The sequence below is a fragment of the Buchnera aphidicola (Takecallis taiwana) genome (assembly GCF_039355125.1).
GTDB lineage: Bacteria > Pseudomonadota > Gammaproteobacteria > Enterobacterales > Enterobacteriaceae > Buchnera_L > Buchnera_L aphidicola_AG.
Map to the genome: position 1 here is coordinate 298,540 of NZ_CP134979.1, position 19,659 is coordinate 318,198.

At 24.0% G+C, this 19,659-nt stretch carries 19 protein-coding genes and 5 tRNA genes; 15 read left to right on the forward strand and 9 right to left on the reverse strand.

Translation table 11 applies throughout. From position 1 onward, the window contains the following. Positions 1-73: 73 nt before the first annotated feature. Together rpsI and rplM are read right to left on the reverse strand one after the other, a co-directional pair. Positions 74-466 carry a 30S ribosomal protein S9 gene (gene rpsI, locus RJT54_RS01345; RefSeq protein ID WP_343128062.1) on the reverse strand — a complete coding sequence of 131 codons (393 nt, stop codon included), beginning with the start codon at positions 464-466 and terminating at the stop codon, positions 74-76. A 16-nt stretch (positions 467-482) separates the two neighbouring features. Then, entirely contained in the window at positions 483-911 is a 429-nt protein-coding gene (gene rplM / locus RJT54_RS01350; RefSeq protein WP_343128063.1) for a 50S ribosomal protein L13, read from the reverse strand. A gap of 210 nt (positions 912-1,121) precedes the next feature. Between rplM and RJT54_RS01355 the strand changes: the two genes are divergently transcribed. From RJT54_RS01355 to aroQ, 7 genes are all read left to right on the forward strand, one after another. Beyond that, a complete protein-coding gene (locus tag RJT54_RS01355) occupies positions 1,122-2,261 on the forward strand; it encodes a chorismate mutase (RefSeq protein WP_343128064.1) in 1,140 nt (379 codons plus the stop codon). 87 nt (positions 2,262-2,348) lie between these two features. Further along, positions 2,349-3,692, forward strand: coding sequence for a signal recognition particle protein (gene ffh / locus RJT54_RS01360; RefSeq protein WP_343128065.1), 1,344 nt, complete (start codon positions 2,349-2,351; stop codon positions 3,690-3,692). 102 nt (positions 3,693-3,794) lie between these two features. Beyond that, positions 3,795-4,037, forward strand: coding sequence for a 30S ribosomal protein S16 (gene rpsP / locus RJT54_RS01365; RefSeq protein WP_343128066.1), 243 nt, complete (start codon positions 3,795-3,797; stop codon positions 4,035-4,037). A 28-nt stretch (positions 4,038-4,065) separates the two neighbouring features. Then, positions 4,066-4,578, forward strand: a complete 513-nt coding sequence (gene rimM, locus RJT54_RS01370) for a ribosome maturation factor RimM (RefSeq protein WP_343128067.1) — start codon at positions 4,066-4,068, stop codon at positions 4,576-4,578. Between the two features lie 37 nt (positions 4,579-4,615). After that, entirely contained in the window at positions 4,616-5,347 is a 732-nt protein-coding gene (gene trmD / locus RJT54_RS01375) for a tRNA (guanosine(37)-N1)-methyltransferase TrmD (protein ID WP_343128375.1), read from the forward strand. Positions 5,348-5,375: 28 nt separating this feature from the next. Beyond that, on the forward strand, positions 5,376-5,723 hold the full coding sequence (gene rplS / locus RJT54_RS01380) for a 50S ribosomal protein L19 (RefSeq protein ID WP_343128068.1): 348 nt from the start codon (positions 5,376-5,378) through the stop codon (positions 5,721-5,723). Positions 5,724-6,038: 315 nt separating this feature from the next. Continuing rightward, positions 6,039-6,482, forward strand: coding sequence for a type II 3-dehydroquinate dehydratase (gene aroQ, locus RJT54_RS01385; RefSeq protein ID WP_343128376.1), 444 nt, complete (start codon positions 6,039-6,041; stop codon positions 6,480-6,482). A 106-nt stretch (positions 6,483-6,588) separates the two neighbouring features. Here the strand turns inward: aroQ and RJT54_RS01390 are convergent, their stop codons facing one another. After that, the gene (locus RJT54_RS01390; protein WP_343128069.1) at positions 6,589-7,326 is read right to left on the reverse strand and encodes an RluA family pseudouridine synthase; all 738 of its coding nucleotides are present in this window, start codon (positions 7,324-7,326) and stop codon (positions 6,589-6,591) included. Between the two features lie 216 nt (positions 7,327-7,542). On the opposite strand from RJT54_RS01390, the gene alaS reads away from it, so the two are divergent. From alaS to RJT54_RS01410, 4 genes are all read left to right on the forward strand, one after another. Then, the gene (alaS, locus tag RJT54_RS01395) at positions 7,543-10,161 is read left to right on the forward strand and encodes an alanine--tRNA ligase (RefSeq protein WP_343128070.1); all 2,619 of its coding nucleotides are present in this window, start codon (positions 7,543-7,545) and stop codon (positions 10,159-10,161) included. A 99-nt stretch (positions 10,162-10,260) separates the two neighbouring features. Further along, positions 10,261-10,461 carry a carbon storage regulator CsrA gene (csrA, locus tag RJT54_RS01400; protein ID WP_343128071.1) on the forward strand — a complete coding sequence of 67 codons (201 nt, stop codon included), beginning with the start codon at positions 10,261-10,263 and terminating at the stop codon, positions 10,459-10,461. A 178-nt stretch (positions 10,462-10,639) separates the two neighbouring features. After that, positions 10,640-10,725 (forward strand) — tRNA-Ser (locus RJT54_RS01405). 13 nt (positions 10,726-10,738) lie between these two features. After that, a tRNA-Arg gene (locus tag RJT54_RS01410) sits at positions 10,739-10,812 on the forward strand. Between the two features lie 100 nt (positions 10,813-10,912). On the opposite strand, the gene rpiA is transcribed toward RJT54_RS01410, so the two are convergent. The 4 genes from rpiA to RJT54_RS01430 form a co-directional block, all read right to left on the reverse strand. Continuing rightward, a complete protein-coding gene (rpiA, locus tag RJT54_RS01415) occupies positions 10,913-11,569 on the reverse strand; it encodes a ribose-5-phosphate isomerase RpiA (protein WP_343128072.1) in 657 nt (218 codons plus the stop codon). Between the two features lie 113 nt (positions 11,570-11,682). Continuing rightward, positions 11,683-11,753, reverse strand: a tRNA-Gln gene (locus RJT54_RS01420). A 9-nt stretch (positions 11,754-11,762) separates the two neighbouring features. Next, a tRNA-Leu gene (locus RJT54_RS01425) sits at positions 11,763-11,848 on the reverse strand. Between the two features lie 9 nt (positions 11,849-11,857). After that, positions 11,858-11,931 (reverse strand) — tRNA-Met (locus tag RJT54_RS01430). Between the two features lie 126 nt (positions 11,932-12,057). Between RJT54_RS01430 and glnS the strand changes: the two genes are divergently transcribed. The 3 genes from glnS (at position 12,058) to RJT54_RS01445 (ending at position 16,049) form a co-directional block, all read left to right on the forward strand. After that, a complete protein-coding gene (gene glnS / locus RJT54_RS01435) occupies positions 12,058-13,692 on the forward strand; it encodes a glutamine--tRNA ligase (RefSeq protein ID WP_343128073.1) in 1,635 nt (544 codons plus the stop codon). Positions 13,693-13,801: 109 nt separating this feature from the next. After that, positions 13,802-15,115: a phosphopyruvate hydratase gene (gene eno / locus RJT54_RS01440; RefSeq protein WP_343128074.1), complete on the forward strand. Its 1,314-nt coding sequence runs from the start codon at positions 13,802-13,804 to the stop codon at positions 15,113-15,115. A gap of 49 nt (positions 15,116-15,164) precedes the next feature. Continuing rightward, on the forward strand, positions 15,165-16,049 hold the full coding sequence (locus RJT54_RS01445) for a 5'-3' exonuclease (RefSeq protein WP_343128075.1): 885 nt from the start codon (positions 15,165-15,167) through the stop codon (positions 16,047-16,049). Positions 16,050-16,060: 11 nt separating this feature from the next. On the opposite strand, the gene yihA is transcribed toward RJT54_RS01445, so the two are convergent. Next, positions 16,061-16,663: a ribosome biogenesis GTP-binding protein YihA/YsxC gene (gene yihA, locus RJT54_RS01450; RefSeq protein ID WP_343128076.1), complete on the reverse strand. Its 603-nt coding sequence runs from the start codon at positions 16,661-16,663 to the stop codon at positions 16,061-16,063. A 123-nt stretch (positions 16,664-16,786) separates the two neighbouring features. On the opposite strand from yihA, the gene typA reads away from it, so the two are divergent. After that, on the forward strand, positions 16,787-18,613 hold the full coding sequence (typA, locus tag RJT54_RS01455) for a translational GTPase TypA (protein WP_343128077.1): 1,827 nt from the start codon (positions 16,787-16,789) through the stop codon (positions 18,611-18,613). A 43-nt stretch (positions 18,614-18,656) separates the two neighbouring features. Here the strand turns inward: typA and ygfZ are convergent, their stop codons facing one another. Next, positions 18,657-19,619 carry a tRNA-modifying protein YgfZ gene (gene ygfZ / locus RJT54_RS01460; RefSeq protein WP_343128078.1) on the reverse strand — a complete coding sequence of 321 codons (963 nt, stop codon included), beginning with the start codon at positions 19,617-19,619 and terminating at the stop codon, positions 18,657-18,659. Positions 19,620-19,659 lie beyond the last annotated feature (40 nt).

Consider the following 19,659-nt stretch of genomic DNA (forward strand, 5'->3'; position numbering starts at 1 on the left):
TATCATAAAATAAAATCCGGATATTAATCCATTCCGGATTTAAAAATATGTATATTATACAAAAATAGACATATTATCGTTTAGAAAATTGTGGTTTTTTTCTTGCTTTTCGCAATCCCACTTTTTTTCTTTCAACTTGACGAGAATCTCGTGTTAAGAAACCGGATTTTCTCAAAAGTAATCTAAAAGTTTCATCATATTCAATTAAAGAACGCGCAATCCCTTGTCGAATAGCTCCAGCCTGTCCAGACATCCCTCCGCCTTTTACAGTAATATAAAAATTAAATTTATTTAGCATATTTGTTATTTTTAACGGTTGTAAAATAATCATACGAGCAGTTTCAACAGGAAAATATTTTAAAAAATCTTGTTTGTTAATAATAATATTACCAATTCCAAATTTACAAAATATTCGTGCGGAAGAACTTTTTCGACGTCCAGTAGCATAATTTTGATAATGATTCATAACATATATTCCAAAGTTAAAAATTTAAGAATGTTGGATTTTGTGCATTATGTTTATGTAACTCATCGGCATAAACTTTCAATTTTTTTAACATAGCACGACCTAACGGTCCTTTTGGTAACATTCCCTGCACAGCAAGTTTAATAATTTGAGATGGATTTTGTAATAATAAATTTTGAAAAGATATTTTTTTAATACCTCCGATATATCCAGTATGTCGATAATAAATTTTATTTAACTGTTTATTACCAGTCACAATAATATTTTTCGCATTAATAACAATAATAAAATCTCCAGTATCCACATGAGGTGTATATTGAACTTTATGTTTACCTTTTAAATAATGAGCAAGTTTTGATGAAAATCGACCTAATATTTTATTTGTGGCATCTACATAGTACCAATTTTTTTGTGCATTATTTATAGTTGCGACAAAACTTTTCATATATATATCCTAAATTCATTGGAAAAATTTTACAAATTAAATTATAATCAACACTTTTAACAAAATTAAGGTATGTTATAATTCACGATAATAATTTAAAAAACAAAATACAACTATAATGTATAAATATTTTTATATATCTAAAAATAAATTTTAATTCAATTTGTAATAATATAATATACTTACTTTAAAAAATACGGTATTGTGATCATGGAATTAAAAAAAATATTGTCAAATTTACGTAATAAAATTAATGAAATTGATGAATTAATGTTGAAACTAATTGCACAAAGAAGAAAAATAGCAGTAAAAATCGCAAAAAAAAAAATTTCCAATAATTTTCCAATCAAAGATAAGAATAGAGAAAAAGAACTACTACAAAAACTAGCATACATTAGTAATTTATATCAATTACCTGAAGAATATATTCAAAAAATATTTCAGATTATCATTAACGATTCAGTTATGATACAACAACAAATAAAAAAAAAATACAATCAAAAAAATCCACTTAAACAAACAATTTTTTCTTGTCTAGGACCTTATGGTTCATACTCATATATCGCAAGTAAAAAATTTATAACACAATATTATGAAAATTATATTATAAAAGAATATAATAATTTTAAAAATATATTTATTTCTATAAAAAATAATCAAGCTAATTATGCAATTGTACCAATAGAAAATAGTACTTCCGGTTTTATTGATGAAGTATATCAATTAATATGTAAAAAACAATTAACCATTGTTGGTGAATGTTATTTACCAATTGAAAATTGTTTATTAGTAAAACCAGGCACGAAATTAGAAACAATTAATCATATTTACAGTCACGAACAAGTATTCCAACAATGTTGTATCTTTATTAAAAGATTTCCACATTGTAAAATTCACTACACAGAAAGTACTGCGCAAGCAATGAAGATTATTTCTAATAAAAATAATAATAATATTGCTGCTATTGGAAATAAAAATAGCGCTAAATTTTATAACTTAGATGTCATTTTAAAAAATATATCTAATACCAAAAATAATAATACTAGATTTTTTATTTTAACAAAAAATAATATTTTGATATCTGATATAACACCAAAAAAAGTAACAATACTTCTCAAAACAAAAGAAAGTTACCTATTTCAAATCATAACGTTACTATATATGCAAAAGATTCCAATTATACAATTACAATCCAGTATCAATTACAAAAATTATATTAAAGAAATTATATATTTAGAAATTCAAGCACATATTCAAGATGATAATTTACAAAAAACACTCAAAGTTATAAAAAAACAAAACATTTCAATAAAAATTTTAGGTTGTTATTCTACCTTTAATATATTATAAAGAACAAAAATAATTACAGTATACTCTTTATTTCGTAATATAAGTATAATTTCATTAAAATAATATAATAATGTGAGACATATAATTATGTTCAATAATCTTAAAAATAAATTTATATCAATTATTAAAGATATTTCTGGATATGGCAGAATTACAGAAAAAAAACTAAATGATTCTCTGAGAAATATTCGCATTACTTTATTAGAAGCTGATGTCGCATTATCTGTAATTCAGGAAATAATTAACAAAATTAAGACATCGATTATCGGAAAAAATATTAATCTCCATCTTACTCCAGGACAAGAATTTGTTAAAATTTTACAACAAGAACTAATCTCAATCATGAGCATGAAAAATAATAATCTTGTTATCTCTAAAAAAAAAACAAATATTATTTTAATGATTGGTTTGCAAGGTTCTGGAAAAACTAGTACAGTTGGTAAATTAGGTCACTTTATATCTCAAAAATATAAAAAAAATATTTTAGTTGCTTCTACTGATATATACCGACCAGCAGCTATAAAACAACTAGAGGTTATCGCAAAACAAGCTAAAATTCATTTTTTTAACACATATAATATTAATGATCCAATTAAAATTAGTACACTTGCTATACAAGAAGCAAAAAAAAAATTATATGACGTTCTGATATTAGATACCGCAGGAAGACTACATACTGACCAAAAAATGATGCAAGAAATACAAAATATACAAAAATGTACTAAACCAAATGAAACATTTTTTGTTATTGATACTATGCTAGGACAAGATACTATTAATATCGCTAAAGCATTTAATAATACAATACAAATATCTGGTTTAATATTAACAAAAGTTGATAGCGATGCTAGAGGAGGTGCTGCATTATCTGCCAGTTATATTACAAAACAACCGGTTAAGTTTATCAGTACAGGTGAAAAAATTACATCATTTTCTATATTTCAACCAGAAAGAATAGTATCAAAAATGTTAGGAATGGGCGATATGTTATCTATTATAGAAAAAATAGATAATAAAGTTAAAAAACAAAAAAAAAATCAATTAATTCAAAAAAATAATCAATTTAATTTAAATGATTTTAAAAAACAAATTCAAAAAATAAAAAAATTAGGAGGAATAAATACATTAATATCAAATATGCCAACACAGAATATGTATATACATAACATGAAACAAACATACAATGAACAGAAATTAACTATCATTACGGCTATTATTAATTCCATGACACCATATGAAAGACAAAACCCAGAAATTATAAAACATTCAAGAAAAAAACGCATTGCTCAAGGTTCTGGAACATCCGTACAGAATATAAATACATTATTAAAACAATTTTATGAATTAAAAAAAGTAATGAAAAAAATAAAAAATATCGGAATGAAAAATTTATTTCAAAATATAAAGCAGATGATACCGAATATATTTTAATAATAAAATTTAAAAAACAGTATTGTAAATGCAATATATTCAGTATAATAGATAATATACTACATAATACTATAAATTATATTTGATCTTTAAGAGGATTTTATGGTAAAAATTAGATTATCATTACAAGGTACTAAAAAAAAACCATTTTACAAAATTATTGTTGCAGATAGCAGATCTCCTAGGGATGGAAAATTTATTGAACAACTAGGTTTTTTTCATCCAAACACAACACAAAAAATATCTTTAAATATGAAACGCATAGAATATTGGATTAAAAATGGTGCTTTACCAACAAAAAAAATAAAAAAATTAATAAAAATAATTAAAAAAAATGAAATTTAAATTAGATTAATAATGTTATTATAATTATATGCACGATTTATTAATTGTTGGAAAAATTGGTGCTGTATATGGCATTCTAGGTTGGAATAAAATCTTTTCTTATACAGAAAAAAAAAGTAATATTTTGAAATATAAACCCTGGTTTTTATATCATAACAATCAATGGATACAATTTTTTTTAGAATATAACAAAATATACAACAAAAAAATTATTGTTAAATTTAAAAATATTAATAATATAAATCAGGCAAAAATTTTAACAAATAATCTGATTGCAATTCAAAAACAAACATTGCCGAAATTAAATAAGTGTGAATATTATTGGTATAATATTATATTATGCCAAGTATTTGATAAAAATAATATTTATATTGGTACAGTCAGGAATATAATCAGAACAAAAAAAAATGATATTTTAGTAATAAAAAATACGAAATATAATAAAAAAGAAATTTTAATTCCATTTATTCAAAATATATTTATTAAAAAAATATATTTAAAAAAAAAAATTATTCAATTAAATACTTCGATAGTTGAATAATGTTACTTAACAATAATTATCGTAAATGAAGGTTAAAATGTGGATTGGTATTATTACTATATTTCCAGAAATGTTTACTTGTATGATAAAATATGGCATTATTAAAAAAGCACTAAAAAAAAATATTATTTCTATTAATATTTGGAATTTAAGACAATTTTCAAATAAAAAAAATAGAAAAATAGATGACCATCCTTACGGAGGCGGTCCAGGAATGGTGCTAACTGCCCAACCATTAAAAACAGCAATTCAAACGGTAAAAACTTTTTCTCCAAAGAATACTATTGTAATTTATTTATCACCACAAGGACAAAATATAAATCAAAAACACATGCATAAAATTTCTCAACAAGTCGGGATTATTCTTGTATGTGGTAGATATGAAGGTATCGATGAACGTATAATTCAACATTATATCGATGAAGAATGGTCAATTGGAGATTATATTGTTTCCGGAGGTGAATTACCTGCTATGACCATTATTGATGTAATATCGAGATTACAACCAGGAGTATTAAAAAAATATTCTATACAAGAAGAATCATTCTATAACGGACTATTAGATTATCCTCATTATACTCGACCTGAAAATATCGATAATAAATTTGTACCAAAAGTACTACTATCCGGGCATCAAAGAAATATCCAAAAATGGAAAATAACACACTCTTTAAAAAATACTCTATTAAAAAGACCTGATCTATTTAAAAAAATATGTTTATCTAATGAACAAAAAAAAATACTCCAACAATTCAAAAAAAATTATTAATTTATATTAATAATTTGGAATCGCTGTTATGAAACCAAAAATTATTCAAGAAATTGAAAAACAACAAATGCATAATAATATACCTCACTTCCGACCTGGAGATACATTAGAAGTAAAAGTTTGGGTAATAGAATCATCAAAAAAACGATTACAATCCTTTGAAGGCACTGTAATTGCTATTAAAAATCGACAATTACAATCTTCATTTGTTGTTCGTAAATTATCGAACGGCGAAGGTACTGAACGTGTTTTTCAAACATACTCTAATATTATTGAAAAAATTATAGTTAAAAAAAGAGGATTAGTACGAAAATCTAAATTATATTATTTAAGAAATAAAATTGGAAAAGCAGCACGAATTAAAGAAAGAATGTAATAAATATCGTAATATATTCATATAACACTAAATATGCAGTCATATAATTTTTTTTGACTGCAATCTACATACATTATATTTAATAATAATATTAATATCATTATATAAAGTTTCAAAACCGAAATATATATCTATAAACGCTCTTTATATAAAGAGTAATGTATATTATGATCTTAAAAAAATATTTACAATATTATAATAATAAGAATTTTCCAGATATCGAAAAAGTATAATTAACAGCTTTACAAAACATTTAAACTTATCTATTATAAATTTATTATAATAATTTATATAATCCGTAATAAGATGAATCATATGTTATTTAAGATATTACTTTTGAATGGCCCTAATTTAAACTTATTAGGTACACGCGAATCTACCATATATGGAAAAACTACTTTAATACAACTGTTAAGTCAACTTAATAAAATAGCACACACATTAAATACAAAAATTACACATATTCAATCTAATGCGGAACATATTTTAATTGAAAATATCCATAAATCACAAGAATATGATTATATTATCATTAATCCAGGCGCTTTTACCCATACTAGTATTGCTTTAAGAGATGCGTTTTTATCTGTTCAAAAACCATTTATAGAAGTACATATTTCTAATATTTATTCTAGAGAAAAATTTCGGGCATTTTCTTGGTTATCTGATATTTCCAGTGGTGTAATTTCAGGATTTGGAATAGAGGGATATTATTGCGCGTTAAATACAGCCATAAAACGATTAAATGCAAAAAACTAAAATAGATTTATTATATAAAAATAAATCTTAAATAATTAAATATATTAATTATCGTGATGTATAGACTAACAGTATTATTTATATTTTATCTAAAATATAGATATTACTATAAATATTTTACAATATCAACCATATCTTTTGGTAATTCAGTATAACAATCTATTAAACAATTCGTAATAGGATGAACAAATTTAATATGACTTGCATGTAGTGCTTGCCGAGAAAATAAATTAATTTTATTTAAAAAATTTTTTTTAATATGTTTAGGATAATAATTAGTAATTTTATATGTCGGATCCCCTAAAATAGGATGTTTCAGATATAACATGTGCACACGAATTTGATGTGTACGACCTGTCTCTAGCTTAATATGTATATGTGTATAAAAATTAAATCTTTGGACGATTTGATAGTGTGTGATTGATGTTTTTCCTGTAGTATTTACCATCATGCATGTTCTTTTTTTAGAATGTCTAGTAATCGGTTGAGATATTATACCACCTGATGTTAAATGACCACTCACAAAAGCATCATATGTACGAATAATTTTTCGATTTTTCATTAAAAAAATTAACTTTTCATACGTAAAAATATCTTTAGCTATAATCATTAATCCAGTTGTATTTTTATCTAAACGATGTACTATCCCCGCTCTTGGTATTTTAGCTAAGAATTTGTTTTTATCTAACAAAATATCCATTAAAGTACCATCCAAATTACCATGTCCGGGATGAACAACTAAACCTGCAGGTTTATTAATTAATAATATATATTCATCTTCATAAATTATATTAATAAAATCATTCAGTAAAACTGGCCGTGATATCTGTTTATTATATAACAAAACCCTTCTCCTGATTAGCCATGAAATATCAATAATATTAATATTAAAAATTCTATTAATATAACAATATCAAAAATACTACAAAATATATTTACTGTATATATATATTAAATAAATATATCATATTAATATAACAAACACATTAATTAATTTAATACATCAATTCATATTTTTAAATTTAAAAAATATCAAATTTACAATATAGATAGGAAACATATGCAATATACAACAGAAAAAATTCGTAATATGTTTTTAGAATTTTTTAAAAAAAAAAACCATCAAATTGTTTGTAGTAGTCCTTTAATCCCAAATAAAAACTGTAATTTATTATTTACGAATGCAGGAATGAACCAGTTCCAGGATTATTTTTTAGGAAAAAAAACATATCCATTTTCACAAGTAGCAACTGCACAACGTTGTTTACGTACAGGGGGTAAACATAATGATTTTCAAGAAGTAGGATATAGCGAATATCATAATACATTTTTTGAAATGTTAGGAAATTTTAGTTTTGGGGCATATTCTAAAAAAGAAGCTATTTTATACGCATGGGAATTATTAACTGATAAAAAATGGTTTAATATTTCTAAAAAAAAATTATTTGTGACAGTCTACTACAAAGATCACGAAACATATAATATATGGAATAAAATAATCCAGTTGTCAACAGACAATATCATAAAAATTTATGATAAAAAAAATCAAAAATATGAATCAGATAATTTTTGGCAAATGGGTGATATAGGTCCATGTGGACCATGCACTGAAATTTTTTTTAAAAAAAAAAATAATATAAATAATTTATATAATTTAGACGATAAAAAACAATGTATAGAAATTTGGAATATTGTATTTATACAATTTAATAAAATTAATAACAATGAAGTCATACCTCTCAAAATAATGTCTGTAGATACCGGAATGGGTCTAGAAAGAATTGCATCAGTATTACAAAACGTGGAATCGAACTATCAAACTGATGTTTTTAAAAAAATTATTAAGAATATTTGTAATATAAATCATTTAATTACCACACATAATAAATCTTTAAATGTAATTGCGGATCATATTAGAGCTGCTGTTTTTATTATTCAAGAAAAAATTATACCTTCTCATGAAGGTAGAGGATATATTTTAAGAAAAATAATTCGTCGAGCATTATTTCATGGGAAAAAAATAGGTATTAAAAAAACTTTCCTTTACAAATTAGTTGATTGTATTATACCCCCTGTTATAAAAAATAATCAAATTTTAGATAATAAAAAATATTATATAATTAATATTTTAAAAGAAGAAGAATTACAATTTAATATAACATTGAATAATGGTTTAAAATTTTTACAAAAAACAATAAAACAATTAAAAAAAAATTATATACACCACAAAACAATATTTTATTTATATGATACATTAGGTTTTCCAATTGAATTAACACAAGATATTTGTCGTGATTATAATATCCAAATTGATCAAAAACAATTAGATGAGTTCATTTTACAAAAAAAAAATAATAATAATTATAATAAAAAAAATACAGTTAATAATATTATTTATACAAATTTTAAATCCAAATTCTGTGGCTATAAAAAATACGAAACTATTGCAATCGTAAATAAAATATTTATTAATAATCATGAAACATCTAAAATATTAAAAAATGAAACAGGTGTAATTATTCTTGATAAAACACCATTTTTTGGAGAATCAGGAGGACAAATTGGTGATACTGGAATCATTTATCATAATTCTATCTTTAATGTACATGATACAAAAAATTTTATGAATGCAACAGGACATTTAGGTACATTATCTTCTGGAAAAATACAACTTTATGATACTGTATTTGCTCAAATTGATAAAAAAAAAAGATTAAGAATCCAAAATAACCATACTACAACACATTTATTACATTCCGCCCTAAAAAAAATATTAAAATACCCTATTGAACAAAAAGGTTCTTTTATTAATGACAAATATTTACGATTTGATTTTACATATCCTAAAACAATCCAATCACGTGAAATATTTAATATAGAAAATATAATTAATAAAAATATTCAAAAAAATATCATCATAAAAAATAAAACTATAGATTTCCAAAAAGCAAAACAAAAAGGATATATTTTTTTAAAAAATAAAATATATAAATCAAAGATACGAACATTATCCATTCATAATGTTTCCAAAGAAATTTGTAAAGGAACTCACGTAAAACAAACTGGTGAAATAGGTATTGCAAAAATTTGTTCTTATAAAAGTATTGCTTTTGGTATTAAACGTATTGAAATGATAACTGGAATTACAGCATTACATAAAATACAAGAAAAAGAAAAAAAAATATACGATATTCAAGATACACTGAACAGTGATTATCTCTCTTTAATTCATAAAATAAAAAAAATTATAAACTATTGTGAAACCATTAAACAAGAAAATAATTTTTTAAATCAAATTATTATTACAAGTTATAAAAAAAAATTAATTAATAAAATAATCAAAATTAACCAAATTAACTTCATCATGCATCAAGTTAATATTCATAATACTAAATCGATCAAACTTTTAATAAAAGAACTTATCAAAAAAATATGTCCTGGAATTATTATTTTATTTTATCAATATAATAAAAAATATATTTTTGTTATTGGTGTTACTAAAAACCTTGTATTTAAAATACAAGCTACTCATATTATTAAAATTATTAATAAATATATAAAAAGCACAGGAGGAGGAAAACCAGAATTAGCACAATGTACTAGTGAAAATATTGTAGATACTATGAAAATCAAAACATATCTTCAAGATTGGATTAAATCTACCATATTATATATATAATATTAAAATGTATCTAGTATAAAGATATATAAAAATAAATTACGCGCTGAACACTAGTAATAATAAATATTCAAAAATACATTTTCAGGGATTAGAAAAATGCTTATTTTAACGCGCAGAGTTGGAGAGACGCTTATTATTGGTGATGAAATAACAATAACAGTATTAGGAGTAAAAGGAAATCAAGTCCGTATTGGTATTAATGCTCCAAAAAAAATTTCTATACATCGTGAAGAAATTTATCAAAAAATACAAGCCAAAAATTTATTTCATACTTTCAAGTCCTTTAAATTATATTAACATATCTAGATATTATACATTGAATACATCTGATATATCAATTAAATAAAATATTGATTTTTATGGTCATTGTAATATAATAAATAATAGACACTACTTATCGTATCGTGAAAAAATATATTTGACTAAATTTGTAAAAAAAAGTATTATATAATATGAATAATCAAAATACTACATTGGTGAGATGGCCGAGTGGCTGAAGGCGTTCCCCTGCTAAGGGAATATATAGTTATTGTATCGAGGGTTCGAATCCCTCTCTCACCGAATATTAAAAATCGCATCCGTAGCTCAGTTGGATAGAGCACTCAGCTACGAACTGAGAGGTCGGAGGTTCAAATCCTTTCGGATGCAATAAAAAAAATACATATTATGTATAAATATTATAATTAAAAATAATATATCATTAATTTAAAAAAAATATCATGATAATTTAAAAATCAATATTAAATGATTATTTTAAAATTTGAATCCCAGATTTTGTACCAATTAAGACCATATCAGCTTTATTTTTTGTAAATAACCCAACAGTGACTACCCCGGGTATGGAATTAATTTTTTGTTCTATGAACACAGGACAGCTTAAATTTAAATTATATACATCAATAATAATATTTCCGTGATCAGTAACATAACCTTCTCGATATTTAGGAGTACCTCCTAATTGAACTATTTTTTTTAAAACATAAGTATATGCCATTGGAATAATTTCAATTGGTAAAGGAAATTGACCAAGTTGTTTAACCAGTTTAGATTCATGAACAATACAAATAAATTTTTCTGCTATTGATGATATAATTTTTTCATTAGTTAATGCACCACCTCCACCTTTAATCATTTCTAAATTATGATTAATTTCATCAGCACTATCTATATAAATTATAGGATCACAAATAGCACCTAACGCAAAAACTGGTATTCCATATTTATGTAATATAATAGTTGTATAATGAGAACTAGAGACTGCACCAAGAATTTTTTTTTTAGATTTGTATAAAGCTTCAATAAAATATATAATAGTGGAACCAGAACCAAACCCAATAATAGCATTACTAGGAATATAATCCAAAGCAGCTAAAGAGACGTTTTTTTTTAGTTTATCAAATTGCATATAAACTATAATAATTACGAAAAACAAATAATTTTAAATGAATACAAATACTAAATATACTGTACCGAATAACATAACTAACATCTCTGTATCATTAGTTTTGTTATAAAAAACTGGGGTACCTGGATTCGAACCAGGGATGCCGGTATCAAAAACCGGTGCCTTACCACTTGGCTATACCCCAAAATTAAAATACGGGAGGCGAGATTTGAACTCGCAAACCTAAATCAAGGCGCCAGATCCTAAATCTGGTGCGTCTACCTATTTCGCCACTCCCGTAAAATAATATAGCTACGAAGGGAATCGAACCCCTGACCCCAGCGTTATGAGTGCTGTGCTCTAACCAACTGAGCTACGTAGCCTTATCCTGAATTATACTAATTCATATGATTTTGTCAACCAATTGTTAAAAATCATAACATATGACACATATCATCTATAAAACCAATGTTTTAATATTATTATTTCAATATTGTATTAAGGTTAAAATGAAAAACTTAAACAAAAAAACTAGTTTTATACACAAAATAATTGAAAATTTTTTAAAAAATAATAAAAAAAACACTTTACATACAAGATTCCCCCCAGATCCAAATGGCTATTTACATATTGGACATGCAAAATCATTATGTATAAATTTCGGTCTTGCTCAACAATATCATGGTCAATGTAATTTAAGATTTGATGATACCAATCCGCAAAATAAACACAACAAGTATATTTCTAAAATTAAAGAAGATATATTATGGCTGGGTTTTCAATGGAATAACAATACTAAGTATTCTTCCATGTATTTTAATAAAATATATAAATATGCTATAGAACTTATACAAAAAGATTTAGCTTATGTAGATAAATTAAAAAAAAGCGAAATCCGTGATTATCGCGGTACACTGAGCAAACCGGGCATAAATAGTCCATATAGAAACCAAACAATTGAAGAAAATATGTTATTATTCCAAAATATGAGATTAGGGAATTTTGCAGCAGGTACAGTATGTCTGAGAGCTAAAATTAACATGCAATCTCCGTGTATTATTATGAGAGATCCAATTTTATATAGAATAAAATTTATTAAACATAATAAAACTAAAAAAAATTGGTGTATCTATCCTACATATGATTTTGCACATTGTATTTCTGATGCTATAGAAGGTATCACACACTCTTTATGTACATTAGAATTTCTAGATAACAAACAATTATATCAATGGATATTAAAAAATATTAGTATAACGACTTATCCCAAGCAATATGAATATTCAAGATTAAATCTAGAATATTGTACATTATCAAAACGAAAATTAAAACTATTAATTGAAAATAATATTATTAAAAAATGGGATGATCCGAGATTACCAACAATTGCAGGTTTACGAAAACGAGGATATACTGCTTTATCAATTAAAAACTTTTGTTACAATTTAGGTATAACAAAACAAGACAATTTAATTGAAATGTCATCATTAGAATCATGTATTAGAAAAGAACTAAATATGAAAGCTTATCGTACAATGGCAATATTACAACCAATCAAAATAGTCATATGTAATATTGCAAACCATATTCAAGAAACAATAAATATTTTAAATCATCCAAACAATACAGAAATGGGTACTCAAAATATTAAATTTTCACAAATATTATACATTGAAACGTCAGATTTTAAAGAAAATCCAACAAAAGAATACTATAGACTAAGTTTAGGAAAAACAATAAAATTAAAATATTCGTATATAATAACAGCACATGCTATTCAAAAAGATAAAAATAAAAAAATTACTAAAATATTTTGTACATGTCATCTAAAAAATAATAATAAAAAATATAGTATTATTCATTGGATATCTAAAAAAGATATAATACCAGCAGAATTCCGAATTTATAATCACTTATTCACAATAAAAAACCCAAATATAAAAAATAATTTATTATCGCATATTAACCCTAACTCTAAAATAAAAAAATATGGTTTTATTAACAAAAACATTATTAATAATTTAAAAAAATCCCGATATCAATTTGAACGAATTGGATATTTTATTATAGATAAGATAATATCTAAAAAAAATTATATAACATTTAATCAAATAGTTACACTAAAAAAAAATTGTAAAAAATAAAAAATCATATAATTATCAATAAAATTATATAGTATTAAATGTATTATAAATATTATGTTAATATTTATAAAAAATAAAAAATATATTTTATTAAAAATATGGAATCAATATGTCAAAAATAAAAAAAATTTTTTCTAGAGAAATTATTGACTCTCGAGGCAACCCAACAATTGAAACAGAAGTACATTTACAAGATAATTCTATTGGTATATTTTCCTGCCCTTCAGGAGCTTCTACTGGTTCTGATGAAGCGCTAGAATTACGTGATCATAACATAAAAAGATTTTTCGGTAAAGGTGTAACAAAAGCTGTAAATATAGTAAATACATTAATTTATGATGCTTTAAAAAACCAAGATGCATATGACCAAAAAAATATTGATCAAATGATGATACAATTAGATGGCACAAAAAATAAAAAAAATATAGGAGCAAATTCTATTTTATCGGTATCTATGGCTACAGCAAAAGCAGCTGCGCAATCAAAAAAAATACCTTTTTATCAATATATAGCAGAATTAAATAATACCCCTAATTGTTTTTCTATGCCATTACCTATGATAAATATCCTGAACGGAGGTAGTCATTCTAATAATAATATTGATATACAAGAATTTATGATACAACCAATAAACGCACAGTCTGTTAAAGAAGCAATTAGAATAGGTTGTGAAATTTTTCATACTTTAGGAATAATAATTAAAAAATATAATATGAATACATCAGTTGGCGATGAAGGTGGATATGCACCTAACCTTAAGGATAATGAATCTGCTATAATTTTAATTCAAGAAGCAATACAACAATCAAACTACATATTTGGTAAAGATGTAACGTTAGCTATAGATTGTGCTGCATCTGAATTATATAATACAAATACTAAAAAATATTATCTAAAATCTGAAAATAAATATTTTAATTCAAAAGAATTTAGTCATTTTATGAAATCTTTAACATCAAAATATCCAATTACTTCCATTGAAGATGGGCAAAGCGAACTCGATTGGACAGGCTTTGCATATCAAACAAAGATATTAGGGGAAAATATCCAAATTGTTGGAGATGATTTATTTGTAACAAATACTGAAAAATTAAAACACGGTATTCAAAAAAACATAGCAAACGCGATTTTAATTAAATTAAATCAAATTGGAACATTATCAGAAACATTAAATGCTATTAAAATGGCAAAAAAATATAATTACGCAACAATAATATCACATCGATCTGGAGAAACTGAAGATTGTTCTATTGCTGATTTAGCTGTCGGTACACAAGCAGGACAAATTAAAACTGGTTCTATGAGTCGTTCTGAACGATTATCTAAATATAATCAATTAATACGTATTGAAGAACAATTAGGTAACATACGCGCACCATTTTACGGAATCAAAGAACTAAAAAAATATAAAAATAATTTTTAATAATTTCATTATATATATCAATCATATAAAAATATTATATTTAATTATTATGTACAAAAAAAAAATTGTTATTTTGATAGACGGACACTCATATCTATATCGTATATATTATGCGAAATTAAAAAATACACATGCACGATTTCTTTACACAAAAATCATATATAGTTTTTTATATGTATTAAAAAATATATTATTACAATACAAACCGGAAACATTAATTATTATTTTTGATAGTAAAAAAAAAAATTTTAGAAATCAGTTATTTAAAAATTATAAAGCAAATCGACCTAATATGCCCAATTTATTAAAAATAATTTTATTGAAAATACAAAATATACTAATAAATATAGGCATACCAACTATAATAATACCTAAATTTGAAGCAGATGATGTCATAGGGACATTATCTAATATATTAGAAAAAAAAGGACAATTTGTATTAATTATCACATGTGATAAAGATTTATCACAATTAATTAATAAAAATATTTATGTATTAAATCATATAAATAACAATATTCTCAATACAAATACAATAAAAAAACAATACGGTATTTATCCAAATTTAATAATTGATTTTTTATCATTAACCGGTGATGCAGTTGATAATATTCCAGGAGTGATAGGTATTGGTAAAAAAACAGCTATTCTACTACTCCAAAAAATAGGTAATATCAAAAAAATATATAATAATTTAAAAAAAATTTCTACATTAAATATCAGAGGGAAAAAAAATATTATTGATAAGCTTAAACAAGGAAAAAAAATGGCTTTTTTATCATATAAACTTGCTAAAATTAAAATTGATGTTCCTATCAATCAAAAATATCAATCCAAAAAATTGCTATCATTATTTTATCCTTGTACTTTTGATAATGTATATTATATTAAAATAATATATGAACTTAAAAATATAATTATTAACAACACGTAATATTAATCATATCAAATATATTTATTAAACCATATATCAATAATCTTTAATACATACAACACCCCTATATTTTTCAATGATGAAAATAAAACAATTGGAATTTTTTTACCAAATATAACCATTTGCTGTTTAATAATATTCATTTGTTTTTTTTGAAATGAAAAATTCAATTTATCACATTTCGTTAATAAAATCATAATATTTATATATTTTATTTGTAAATATTGTAATAATTTAATATCTTCTACTCTTAATAATCTTCTAATATCAATTAATAATAAAATACCTTTTAAACATGAACGCGTCTGAATATAATTAAAAATTAAATTATAATTATTTTTTTTATTAGTATACACAGTAGAGTATCCATAACCAGGAAGATCTACTAAACGTAAATATGAATTTACTGTAAAAAAATTAATCATATTTGTACGACCCGGGTATTTACTAAATCGAGATAATTTTTTATTATGTGTTAAACAATTTATTAAAGTTGATTTTCCAGAATTTGAGTAACCAGTTAAAGCAATTTCCATGCCATCTTGTTTTACACTAGCACACTGTCCATTAGTAGAGCTAGTCAAAAAATATGTAGAACTATAATTAATAATCATTAATCAAATACTCATTATAGAAATTATAAAAAATTTAATATTATATATAAAATATATTCAATATAATATAAATTACCATATAAATCATAAATAATAAATTTTATTTTATAAAACAGGTGTAATATGATTAAAAATCTTAGAAATATTGCTATTATTGCACATATTGATCACGGTAAAACAACTTTACTAGATAAATTATTAGAACAATCAGGATCATTAAAAAATTATAAAGAACAATATCAACGAATTATGGATTCCAACATATTAGAAAAAGAACGAGGGATAACAATATTTTCTAAAAATACAGCAATTCAATGGGATAAATACCGAATCAATATTATTGATACTCCGGGACATTCAGATTTTGGGGGTGAAGTAGAACGTGTATTATCAATGGTTGATTCTGTATTATTAATTGTGGATGCTGTTGATGGACCGATGCCACAAACACGGTTTGTAACAAAAAAAGCATTTGAATATAATATTAATCCAATTGTTATAATTAATAAAATTGATCGAGAAAATGCTAGACCGGAATGGGTAATAGAAAAAATTTTTGACTTGTTTATTAATCTAAATGCTACAGATACACAACTAGATTTTCCAATAATTTACACTTCAGCAATCTTAGGAAAATCAGGCGAACAAGCTAATAATATTAAAAATGATATGTCTGCATTATTTAATGCAATTATTCAATATACCCCGATTCCACAAGTACAATTACAGGGTAGTTTACAAATTCAAATTTCCCAATTAAATTATGATAATTATTTAGGTGTTATAGGGATTGGGCGAATTCAAAGAGGAACAGTTACTGTTAATCAAAAAGTATCAATTATTGACCGAAACGGAAATATTCGATATGGTAAAATTGGTAAAATTTTAAAATACCTAGGATTACAACAAATTGAAATACAAAATGCATCAGCTGGAGAAATTATTGCCATTACCGGATTAAATGAGTTAACAATTTCTGATACTATTTGTGATGTTAAAAATATCCAAGCACTACCACCAGTAAATATAGAACCTCCAACGGTAAATATATTATTTTCAGTAAATACATCACCATTCTGCGGACAAGAAGGTAAATATCTAACATCAAGCCAAATTGGAAAACGTCTAAAAAAAGAAACAATGCATGATGTTGCATTATGTGTAAAAAATACTACAAATTCCAATACATTTTCTGTTTCTGGAAGAGGTGAATTACATTTATCAATATTAATTGAAAATATGCGTCGAGAAGGTTTTGAATTCGAATTATCGCGTCCAAAAGTTATTTTTAAAGAAAAAAATAATATAAAAACAGAACCATTTGAAAACGTTATAATAGATATTGAAGAACGTCACCAAGGTATAATCATGGAAACTATGGGCCAAAAAAAAGCAAAAATGATTGATCTGACATCTAGCATTGATGGTAGATTACATTTAGAATATGTCACATCTAGTCGTTCATTAATTGGTTTTCGTAATCAATTTATGAATCTAACCTCAGGAACAGGAATATTCTATTCTTCATTTTTAAAGTATGATACAGTACAAACAGGAAATATTGATCAAAGAAAAAATGGTGTCCTAATTTCTAATGCAACAGGATTAAGTACAGGATTTGCGTTATTTAATTTACAAGAACGTGGTCAATTATTTATTGGGCATGCTGTAAAAGTTTATACAGGTCAAATTATTGGAATACATAATCGTTTAAATGATTTAACAGTCAATTGTTTAACAGGTAAAAAATTAACTAATATGAGAGCATCGGGTACTGATGAAGCAATTATATTAACTCCAATTACTAAAATGACATTAGAAAAAGCTTTAGGATTTATTAATGATGATGAATTAATTGAAGTCACGCCAATATCTATACGTATACGAAAAAAATATCTAACAGAAAATGACCGTAAAGTAGCACACCGCCAATATAATAAAAAAAAATAATTTCTTATTATGAATTACATAATCTATTCAACAAAAGGATTAATTATATTCTAGTATGAGTATCTAACATAGATAATACACTAGTTTGATCTGATGCAAGACGAAAAATATTACTCTGGATACGATTTATATTCAGCATACATTGTAATAAAAATATATTACTCATGACTTTTAAATAAAATATGGTGCAACCGACTTTTTTCCAATTTCCATGTATATATATTTCAATCAATGAAAAAATATCAATTACCGAGTTCACTGTCCCAACTAAGCAAAATAATTTTTTATTATTTAAATTTTTAAAATGTATTTTTGAAATCATTTCTTGTCCACAATAACAGCCTTTATGAAAATCTAATCCTCCTAAAATATCCAAATTTAATTCTTGGGGAAAAAATTTCTGAAATACCGGTTTTTCAATAATCGGTATACCAATACTAATATCTAAAAAAAACCAATAGTTTTTTATATTAGCAATATTATTTTTATATAATCTTGTTGTTAAAGATTGTAACTGTTTATTTTTCACAATTAATAAAAAACGCAGTATAGGCTGATCAAACCATAATATTATCACATCTTGAAAAAATACAATTGAAGTTATGTGATTCGGTAAATATGGAAAATGCGATAATAATACTGATTTTGCTTTTGGCCCAATTACACCTAAAAATGAATAATTTTTTAATTTTGTGATTTTCACTTTAGAAAATACAGCATATTTCATTAATTCTGTTATTTGAATATCACAAATACTACTTCTTTGCAGATAAAAATAATCATGTTTGTTGTGAAATAACCGTAATGTACTATTTATTCTACCATGAGAATTACAATTCCCGCATAATATGTGTTTTCCAGACTTCAATTTGAATATATCCGTAGTAATATGATTTTGTAAGTATTGTTGATTATCCATACCAGATATTTTAATGATCGAAAAACCTGTTAATAATTCAAAAAAATTAACATGTTGAATAATATTTCTAGAATTTAATAGAATCATAAGTCATAATTTCGAATATTATTATTAATATTACAATGTA

Excerpts from the sequence above, each read along its gene's own strand:
- rpsI (WP_343128062.1), bottom strand. The coding sequence starts at position 466 with ATGAATCATTATCAAAATTATGCTACTGGACGTCGAAAAAGTTCTTCC.
- rplM (WP_343128063.1), bottom strand. The coding sequence starts at position 911 with ATGAAAAGTTTTGTCGCAACTATAAATAATGCACAAAAAAATTGGTAC.
- RJT54_RS01355 (WP_343128064.1), top strand. The coding sequence starts at position 1,122 with ATGGAATTAAAAAAAATATTGTCAAATTTACGTAATAAAATTAATGAA.
- ffh (WP_343128065.1), top strand. The coding sequence starts at position 2,349 with ATGTTCAATAATCTTAAAAATAAATTTATATCAATTATTAAAGATATT.
- rpsP (WP_343128066.1), top strand. The coding sequence starts at position 3,795 with ATGGTAAAAATTAGATTATCATTACAAGGTACTAAAAAAAAACCATTT.
- rimM (WP_343128067.1), top strand. The coding sequence starts at position 4,066 with ATGCACGATTTATTAATTGTTGGAAAAATTGGTGCTGTATATGGCATT.
- trmD (WP_343128375.1), top strand. The coding sequence starts at position 4,616 with ATGTGGATTGGTATTATTACTATATTTCCAGAAATGTTTACTTGTATG.
- rplS (WP_343128068.1), top strand. The coding sequence starts at position 5,376 with ATGAAACCAAAAATTATTCAAGAAATTGAAAAACAACAAATGCATAAT.
- aroQ (WP_343128376.1), top strand. The coding sequence starts at position 6,039 with ATGTTATTTAAGATATTACTTTTGAATGGCCCTAATTTAAACTTATTA.
- alaS (WP_343128070.1), top strand. The coding sequence starts at position 7,543 with ATGCAATATACAACAGAAAAAATTCGTAATATGTTTTTAGAATTTTTT.
- csrA (WP_343128071.1), top strand. The coding sequence starts at position 10,261 with ATGCTTATTTTAACGCGCAGAGTTGGAGAGACGCTTATTATTGGTGAT.
- rpiA (WP_343128072.1), bottom strand. The coding sequence starts at position 11,569 with ATGCAATTTGATAAACTAAAAAAAAACGTCTCTTTAGCTGCTTTGGAT.
- glnS (WP_343128073.1), top strand. The coding sequence starts at position 12,058 with ATGAAAAACTTAAACAAAAAAACTAGTTTTATACACAAAATAATTGAA.
- eno (WP_343128074.1), top strand. The coding sequence starts at position 13,802 with ATGTCAAAAATAAAAAAAATTTTTTCTAGAGAAATTATTGACTCTCGA.
- RJT54_RS01445 (WP_343128075.1), top strand. The coding sequence starts at position 15,165 with ATGTACAAAAAAAAAATTGTTATTTTGATAGACGGACACTCATATCTA.
- yihA (WP_343128076.1), bottom strand. The coding sequence starts at position 16,663 with ATGATTATTAATTATAGTTCTACATATTTTTTGACTAGCTCTACTAAT.
- typA (WP_343128077.1), top strand. The coding sequence starts at position 16,787 with ATGATTAAAAATCTTAGAAATATTGCTATTATTGCACATATTGATCAC.
- ygfZ (WP_343128078.1), bottom strand. The coding sequence starts at position 19,619 with ATGATTCTATTAAATTCTAGAAATATTATTCAACATGTTAATTTTTTT.